The organism is Acidovorax sp. HMWF018, assembly GCF_003061035.1.
In the GTDB taxonomy this organism is placed as follows: domain Bacteria; phylum Pseudomonadota; class Gammaproteobacteria; order Burkholderiales; family Burkholderiaceae_C; genus Acidovorax; species Acidovorax delafieldii.
Window position 1 is genome coordinate 1,246 of record NZ_QAIM01000191.1, and the last position, 6,661, is coordinate 7,906.

At 69.1% G+C, this 6,661-nt stretch carries 6 protein-coding genes; 3 read left to right on the forward strand and 3 right to left on the reverse strand.

The features are described 5' to 3' along the window. The coding region (locus DBR23_RS30360; protein WP_108497778.1) for an ABC transporter ATP-binding protein at positions 1-547 on the forward strand (547 nt) is incomplete at its 5' end. Positions 548-555: 8 nt separating this feature from the next. After that, entirely contained in the window at positions 556-1,764 is a 1,209-nt protein-coding gene (locus DBR23_RS07095; RefSeq protein ID WP_233250312.1) for a cytochrome c, read from the forward strand. A 168-nt stretch (positions 1,765-1,932) separates the two neighbouring features. Here the strand turns inward: DBR23_RS07095 and DBR23_RS07100 are convergent, their stop codons facing one another. After that, the gene (locus DBR23_RS07100; protein ID WP_108497771.1) at positions 1,933-2,325 is read right to left on the reverse strand and encodes a VOC family protein; all 393 of its coding nucleotides are present in this window, start codon (positions 2,323-2,325) and stop codon (positions 1,933-1,935) included. 370 nt (positions 2,326-2,695) lie between these two features. Between DBR23_RS07100 and DBR23_RS07105 the strand changes: the two genes are divergently transcribed. Further along, entirely contained in the window at positions 2,696-3,811 is a 1,116-nt protein-coding gene (locus DBR23_RS07105) for an LLM class flavin-dependent oxidoreductase (protein WP_108497772.1), read from the forward strand. Between the two features lie 98 nt (positions 3,812-3,909). Here DBR23_RS07105 and DBR23_RS07110 read toward each other — a convergent pair whose 3' ends face one another. Together DBR23_RS07110 and DBR23_RS07115 are read right to left on the reverse strand one after the other, a co-directional pair. Then, the gene (locus DBR23_RS07110) at positions 3,910-5,550 is read right to left on the reverse strand and encodes an FAD-dependent monooxygenase (protein ID WP_108497773.1); all 1,641 of its coding nucleotides are present in this window, start codon (positions 5,548-5,550) and stop codon (positions 3,910-3,912) included. Between the two features lie 90 nt (positions 5,551-5,640). After that, positions 5,641-6,657, reverse strand: a complete 1,017-nt coding sequence (locus DBR23_RS07115) for a tripartite tricarboxylate transporter substrate binding protein (protein WP_108497774.1) — start codon at positions 6,655-6,657, stop codon at positions 5,641-5,643. Between the last annotated feature and the right edge of the window lie 4 nt (positions 6,658-6,661).

The window sequence follows — 6,661 nt, forward strand, 5'->3', positions numbered from 1 at the left end:
CCCCATCACCCAGCCCGACCCGTCGCGCATCGTGGTGTTTCAGGACCCCACGCTGTTCCCCTGGCGCACCGTGTGGGACAACGTGGCCCTGGGCCTGCAGGCGCGGGGCATCCTCAAATCCCAGCGCCACCGCGTGGACGAAGCGCTGGCCCTGGTCGGGCTGCAGGACTTTGCCAAGACCTTCCCGCACCAGCTCTCGGGCGGCATGGCGCAGCGCGTGGCGCTGGCGCGTGCACTGGTCAACGACCCCACCTTGCTGGTGCTAGACGAGCCGCTGGGCAAGCTCGACTCGCTCACCCGCCTGTCCATGCAGACAGAGCTGGTGCAGCTGTGGCAGCGTGCGGGTTTCTCTGCCCTGCTCGTCACGCACGATGTGGAAGAAGCGCTGTTCATGGCGCAGCGCGTGGTGGTGTTCTCTGACCGGCCTGCGCGCGTCAAGCAGGTGCTGGTCAACGACCTGCCATACCCGCGCCACCGGGGCGACCCCCGCCTGGCGGCCCTGCGCCACGAGGCGCTGGCGTTGCTGGGGCTGGACGCCAGCTGGTAGCCACCGCCTTGGCCTGGTTGTCGTTGCCGCCCGAGTGGCTGGCCGCACTGCTCGAAGGCCTGCAGGCCACCCAGCAGGGCCTGCGCGCGCTGCTGCATGCGGTGGGCCTGGCGCCCGATGTGCACGGCCAGCCCGCCTGGCCGTTTGCGCACCGTGTGGCCGCCGAGATGCTGGTGGTGGACGCCGGCCACGCGCGGCGCGTGCTGTTGTCGCTGCTGTGTGTGGGTGCGGCGCTGCTGGCGATGGCGACTTCAGCGGCGTGGCGGCGCGGCCGCAGGCCGCTGTGGTGGCTGGCCGCTGCACTGGTGGTGTTTGCGCCCTGGCCCCATCGCCACCTGCTGCTGACGCCTGCTGTGGCCACCAGCCTGCACCAGTCACCCACGGGCTTCACTGCGCAGGGCATCGTGCGTGGCCAGGCGGTGTACCAGCAGCACTGCGTGCGCTGCCATGGCGCCAGTGCCAACGGCGAAGGGCCCGACGCAGCCCGGCTGGCCATGTGGCCGCCCAACCTGAACGGCGCGCTGCTGTGGAAGCGGCTGGACGGCGAACTCTTCTGGCGCGTGCGCCACGGCATGCAGGGTCGCAACGGCGCGCAGACCATGCCCGGCTTTGACACCACGCAGCTCACCGACGCGCAGGTGTGGGAGGTGCTGGACTACCTGCAAGCCCATGCCGCAGGCCAGATGCTGCGCGAATCGGGCACCTGGGACCGCCCCGTGCGCCTGCCCGACGTGGCCGTGCTGTGCCGCCAGGGGCGCCAGCACACGGCGCGCAGCCTGGTGGGGCAGCGGCTGCGCGTGGTGCTGCCAGGCAGCGGCAGCCCCTTGCCTGCCGATGATCCACGCCTTGTTTCGCTGGTGGTGGCGCACCCCGGGCCCGGCGCGCCGCACACTCCCGATGCTGCTGCCGCCGATGCGGAATGCCTGACCACCGATACCGCAGCGCCGTTGGCATTGGCCCTGGTGCTGGGGGTGCCCGCCAGCGACCTGCCCGGCCACCAGCTCATCGCAGACCGTGCGGGCTGGCTGCGCGCACGGGGCCAGCCGGGCAAGGCCGCATGGTCGGAGGACGATCTGGTCTGCCGCACTGCGCCAGCGGCCCAGCAGCTGCCTCCTGCCGATGTAGCTGCCAACGCTGCGGGCGATGGCCTGCAGGCGCTGATTCGCCGCATGGACGCAGAGCCCGTGCGGCTGGTGCGGGGCGGCTTCCCGCACTGACAGCGCCCGCCACCAGCGTGTTGCCACCGGGCTGCGAGCGAACGCCTGGGTCGCGTTCAGGTTGCTCTTAAAAGAATAGCAGCCAGCGTTTTATCGACTAGCGCTTGAGGCCATTTTTCCTTAGATAAGCAGCGCAGGGGCTTCCCGCCCGCCAGGCGCCACCCTGCGCTACGCCTGTCCGTGCGACGCCACACACAGCTTGTTGCCGTCCGGGTCCCGAAAATACGCGCCGTAGTAGTTGGCGTGGTACTCGGGCCGCAGCCCGGGTCGGCCCTCGCACTGGCCGCCCAGGCTCAGCGCCAGCGCATGGGCCGCGTCCACCTGGCTGCGCGTGGCGGCCATGAAGGCCACCATCAGCCCGTTGCCAGGGTGGGGCACCTCGCCGTTGAACGGGCGGGCAATCACAAACAGCGGCCGGGGGCCGGGGGTGGACTCCCAGCCCGCCCAGGGCCGCTCGGCTTCGCAAAAGCGCTCCCGTATGCCCAGCGAGGCCAGCACCGGCCGGTAGAACGCCAGGGCGCGCTCGAAATCTGTGATGCCAACAAAAACGTGCGAGAGCATGGTGGGTTGGGTCCTTTCTGGATGCGAAGTGGGCTGGCCATTGTGAGGAGTGAGGAGCGAGGAGCGAGGAGCCAGCGGTCAGAGGCCAGGGCTAGGCGTGCAGGTCTGCAACGCACTGGCCGACCATGCCGACGCTGGCGGCCAGGCTGCGGAGTCTGGATGGCAACCCGCCACAGCATAGCGGCGCGCACGCCGGCGGTGCACCCCATCGCCGTGTTCAGCGGGGCCTATGCGCCGCACAACTTTGCAAACGCGTTTTTCTTCGTTGGCGCGCGCCAGGGGCGGGCAGATCATGGCTGCAGTCCCGCACGCGTGACGTTGCCAACCATTCACCCAACCTTGTTTCACCCCATCGCCACAGGAGCCCGCTATGCCCGTCCAGTTCATCGGCATGATCCAGCCGCACGAAGTCTCTGAAACCATCGCCCGCAAGGGCCCGGCGGTGGACCCCGCCTATGTGCGCGTGTTTGCCCAGGCGCACGAGCACGCGGGGTTTGACCGCATCCTGGTGCCTGCCAGCTCGTCCAGCCCCGACACGCTGCTGACCGTCACGTACGCGGCATCGGTCACCGACAAGATCAAGTTCTTGCTGGCGCACCGCCCCGGTTTTGTGGCGCCCACGCTGGCCGCGCGCCAGCTGGCCACGCTGGACCACTACACCAACGGCCGCCTGGCCGTGCACTACATCAGCGGCGGCTCGGACGAAGACCAGCAGCGCGATGGCGACTTCCTGAACCACGACGAGCGCTATGCGCGCACCGACGAATACCTCACCGTTCTGCGCCGCGTGTGGGCCGAAGACAAACCCTTTGACCACGAAGGCACCTACTACCGCGCCAAGGGCGTGGTGTCGGAAGTCAAGCCCCTGCAAGGCCAGCGCGTGCCTATCTACTTTGGCGGTGCCTCTGCACCCGCGCTGCAGGTGGCCGGCAAACATGCCGACGTGTATGCGCTGTGGGGCGAGTCGCTGGCCCAGGCGGGCGACCTGGTGCGCCGTGTGCGCGCCGAGGCCACCTTGCAGGGCCGGCATGTGGACTTCAGCATCTCGTTCCGCCCCATCCTGGGCAAGACCGAGGACGAAGCCTGGGCCAAGGCCGAGCGCATTCTGGAAGACACGCGCCGTTTGCGTGTGAGTCAAGGCTACTCGCGCGGCGTGGGCCCGCAGCAGAGCGAGGGCGCGCAGCGCCTGCTGGCCGACGCCGCCAAGGGCGACCGTGTGGACGAACGCCTGTGGACGGCCATTGCGCGCGAGCTGGGCGGCCGGTCCAACTCCACATCGCTGGTGGGTACGCCCGAGCAGGTGGCCGACGCACTGCTCAAGTACTACGACCTGGGCATCACCACCTTCCTGATCCGTGGCTTTGACCCGCTGGTGGACGCTATCGAGTACGGCCGCGAGCTGCTGCCCCTGGTGCGCGCCAAGGTGGCAGAGCGCGACGGGCAGCAAGCACCGGTGGCGCCCGCCGCGCTGCGCAAGGCCGCCTGAGCGATTGGCTGCCTGGCGCCCTGGCCTGGATCGCGCCCTGGCCTGGATCACTCCCGGGCTGGGGCGTTGCCGCTAACGCAGCGGCCTCGCCCGTGCGGCTACCCCACAACGCGCGCCAGAACGTCGCGGGCTTGCGCTGCGGTCACCACGGGGCCGCCAGCAGGCGCCGTCCAGGCCACAAACTGGTCGGGCCGCACCAGCACCAGCGGTGCGCCATAGCGCGCAGGCTCGGTGCCTTCACCCCCGTCACCACAGTCCACCAGCCGCAGCGGCAGTCCCAGGCCCGCCGCCGCCTCGCGAAAGGCCTGCACCGATGGCGCGTGGGCGCCGTCGCCGCCCACCACCAGCAGCGAAAAGCCCGGGCCTAGTTCCTCAAACACATTGCGCCCGCTGGGCAGCGTGGCGGGTGCCAAGTGGTGGCCAGGCCGCGCCTCAAACCGGTGCGATCCCTTGGCGCTGCTGGCGCGGCCCTCGCTGCCCCACACGATGCCCGAGCCCTCGTAGTGCGGCTCAAACGCATGCACCTCGCCCACGGCACCCTGCGCGCGCGCCTGCCAAGCGGCTTCAAACGCGGCCCGGTCCCGCGCCGGGTCGTGGGTGTCCAGAAACTCCTTGTCTGTCTCGATGGACCGCGCAATGAAGTCATTGATGGTGGACGCAAACACCGGGCGCCGCTCGGCGTCGTACGAGTCCAGCAGGCGCTCGCCGCCCCAGCCTTGCAGCACGGCGGCCAGCTTCCAGCCCAGGTTGCGCGCGTCTTCCAGGCCCGAGTTCACGCCATAGCCGCCATAGGGCGGGTGGCTGTGGGCGGCATCACCCGCGATGAAGACGCGGCCCTTGCGGTAGCTGTCGGCCAGCATGAAGCGCAGGTCCCAAAAGCCGATGTGCTCAAACTCCACCTCAAACTCCGCGCCCACCGCTTCGTGCAGGTAGGCGGCAAAGTCAAAGTTGTCTTTGGTGGTGCCCGGCGGCACCGGGGCGTGAAAGAACCAGGTGCTGCCCAGGTCCACCCGGCCCAGAAACTTCCAGTAGCCCTTCAGCTCGGGCTGCAGCACGTTGTAGTAAGACTTGCCGGGGTAGCGCTCCAGCAACTGGTGCAGGCCTTGCGACTTGAACACCAGCAGCACCATCATGCGGTCGTGGTCGGTGCGGGTGTGGCTGATGCCCGCCTGCTCGCGCACCACCGACCGCGCTCCGTCCGACCCCACCACATAGGCGCCGCGCAGCACGCGCTGGGCCTTGCCGTCGCCACGTTGCTGGATGGTGACGGAAACGCCCGCATCGTCCTGCGCCACGGTGCTGGTCTCCCAGCCGTAAAGGGTCTGCACCGACGGCAGCTGGGCCACGCGTTGGCGCAGCACGGCCTCGGTGGCGTACTGCGGCAGCCGCTCGTTGGCCGTGAAGTAGTAGGGCTTGACCAGGTCGCGTTGCAGCCAGTCGTAGCTGTAGGGCCCCAGCAGCGTGCCATGTGCGGTCAGGCCGCCAATGCCGTATTCCACCGGAATGGTGCGCGCTGCGCGCAGCTGCTTTTCAGCACCCCAAAAATGAAAGTGCTCCATGGTGCGCTGCGTGAGGTTCTGGCCCTTGGGGATGGGCTGGGGCTGCACATAGCGCTCCACCACGATCACGCTCACGCCGCGCTGGCCCAGCTCAATGGCCAGGCCCATGCCGACCGGGCCGCCGCCCACGATGATCACTTCGGCGTCCCGCTGCGGCGCCACGGTTGCTTGCTGGTTCATATTGTTGGTTTTGTTCGATTCGGTTCGGTGCGGGCTGCGGTGCGATGTTGTGCAGTGCTGCGCGCTGCTGCGTGGTGCGAGTGACCGTGGTTACTCGGCGGTGATGCCCTGGGCCTTGATGAGGTCGGCCCAGCGCTTGGCGTCAGCCGTCACTAGCTTCTGGAAGGCGTCTGGCGAGCTGTGGGCGGGCGTCATGCCCTGGGTCTCGAACGACTTGGCCACGGCGGGCGAGGCCAGCACGTCGCGCAGCTCGGTGTTGAGCCGGTCCACCATCGCGCGGGGCGTGCCTGCGGGGGCAAACACGCCGTACCACATGTCCACGTTCAGGTCGCCCAGCTTCAGGGTGCCCAGCGACGGCACCTCGGGGAGCAGCGGGTGCGGCGTGTCCGAGCTGATGGCCAGCGCCTTCAGCTTGCCCGCCTTCACGTGCTGCAAGGCCACGTGGATGGGCAAGAACATCGCGTCGATCTGCCCGCCCAGCAGGTCTGTCACGGCCGGGGCGGTGCCCCGGTAGCTGATGTGGGTGAGCGAAATCTTGGCCCGGTTCTTCAGCAGCTCCATGGCCAGGTGGTGCGGAGTGCCCGCACCGGGCGAGCCGTAGTTGAGCGAGCCGGGCTTGGCCCGGGCGCGGTCCATCAGGTCCTTGAGCGATTCGATCTTGGACCCGGCGGACGCCACCAGCAGCAGCTGCCCCCAACTCGTCTGGCTCACCGGCACCAGGTCCGTCAGCGGGTTGAAGCCCTGCTTGGGGTACAGCGCCATGTTCATCACCAGTGTGTTCACGCTGACCAGCAGCGTGGTGCCGTCGGGCGCAGCGCGCACCACCTCTTGCGTGCCGATGATGCCGGACGCACCCGCCTTGTTCTCCACAAAAAACGGGCGCTTGAGCCGGTCAGACAGCGGCTGCGCAATCTGCCGCGCAATCAGGTCGATGCCCGTGCCGGGCGTGAATGGCACCACCAGCCGCACCGGTGCATCGGCACCGGCCTGCGCCCAGGCCCTGGGCGTGGCGGCTGCAGCCGTGGCGGCCAGCGCGCCCAGCACCAGGCTGCGGCGTTGGGGGGAGGGCGGGTGCGCGTTGGCACGCAATGCAGGCTGATCGAACATGGGG

What these genes read in the sequence shown, in the direction of transcription:
- DBR23_RS07100 (WP_108497771.1), bottom strand. Translation starts at nt 2,325, where the DNA reads ATGCTCTCGCACGTTTTTGTTGGCATCACAGATTTCGAGCGCGCCCTG.
- DBR23_RS07105 (WP_108497772.1), top strand. Translation starts at nt 2,696, where the DNA reads ATGCCCGTCCAGTTCATCGGCATGATCCAGCCGCACGAAGTCTCTGAA.
- DBR23_RS07110 (WP_108497773.1), bottom strand. Translation starts at nt 5,550, where the DNA reads ATGAACCAGCAAGCAACCGTGGCGCCGCAGCGGGACGCCGAAGTGATC.
- DBR23_RS07115 (WP_108497774.1), bottom strand. Translation starts at nt 6,657, where the DNA reads ATGTTCGATCAGCCTGCATTGCGTGCCAACGCGCACCCGCCCTCCCCC.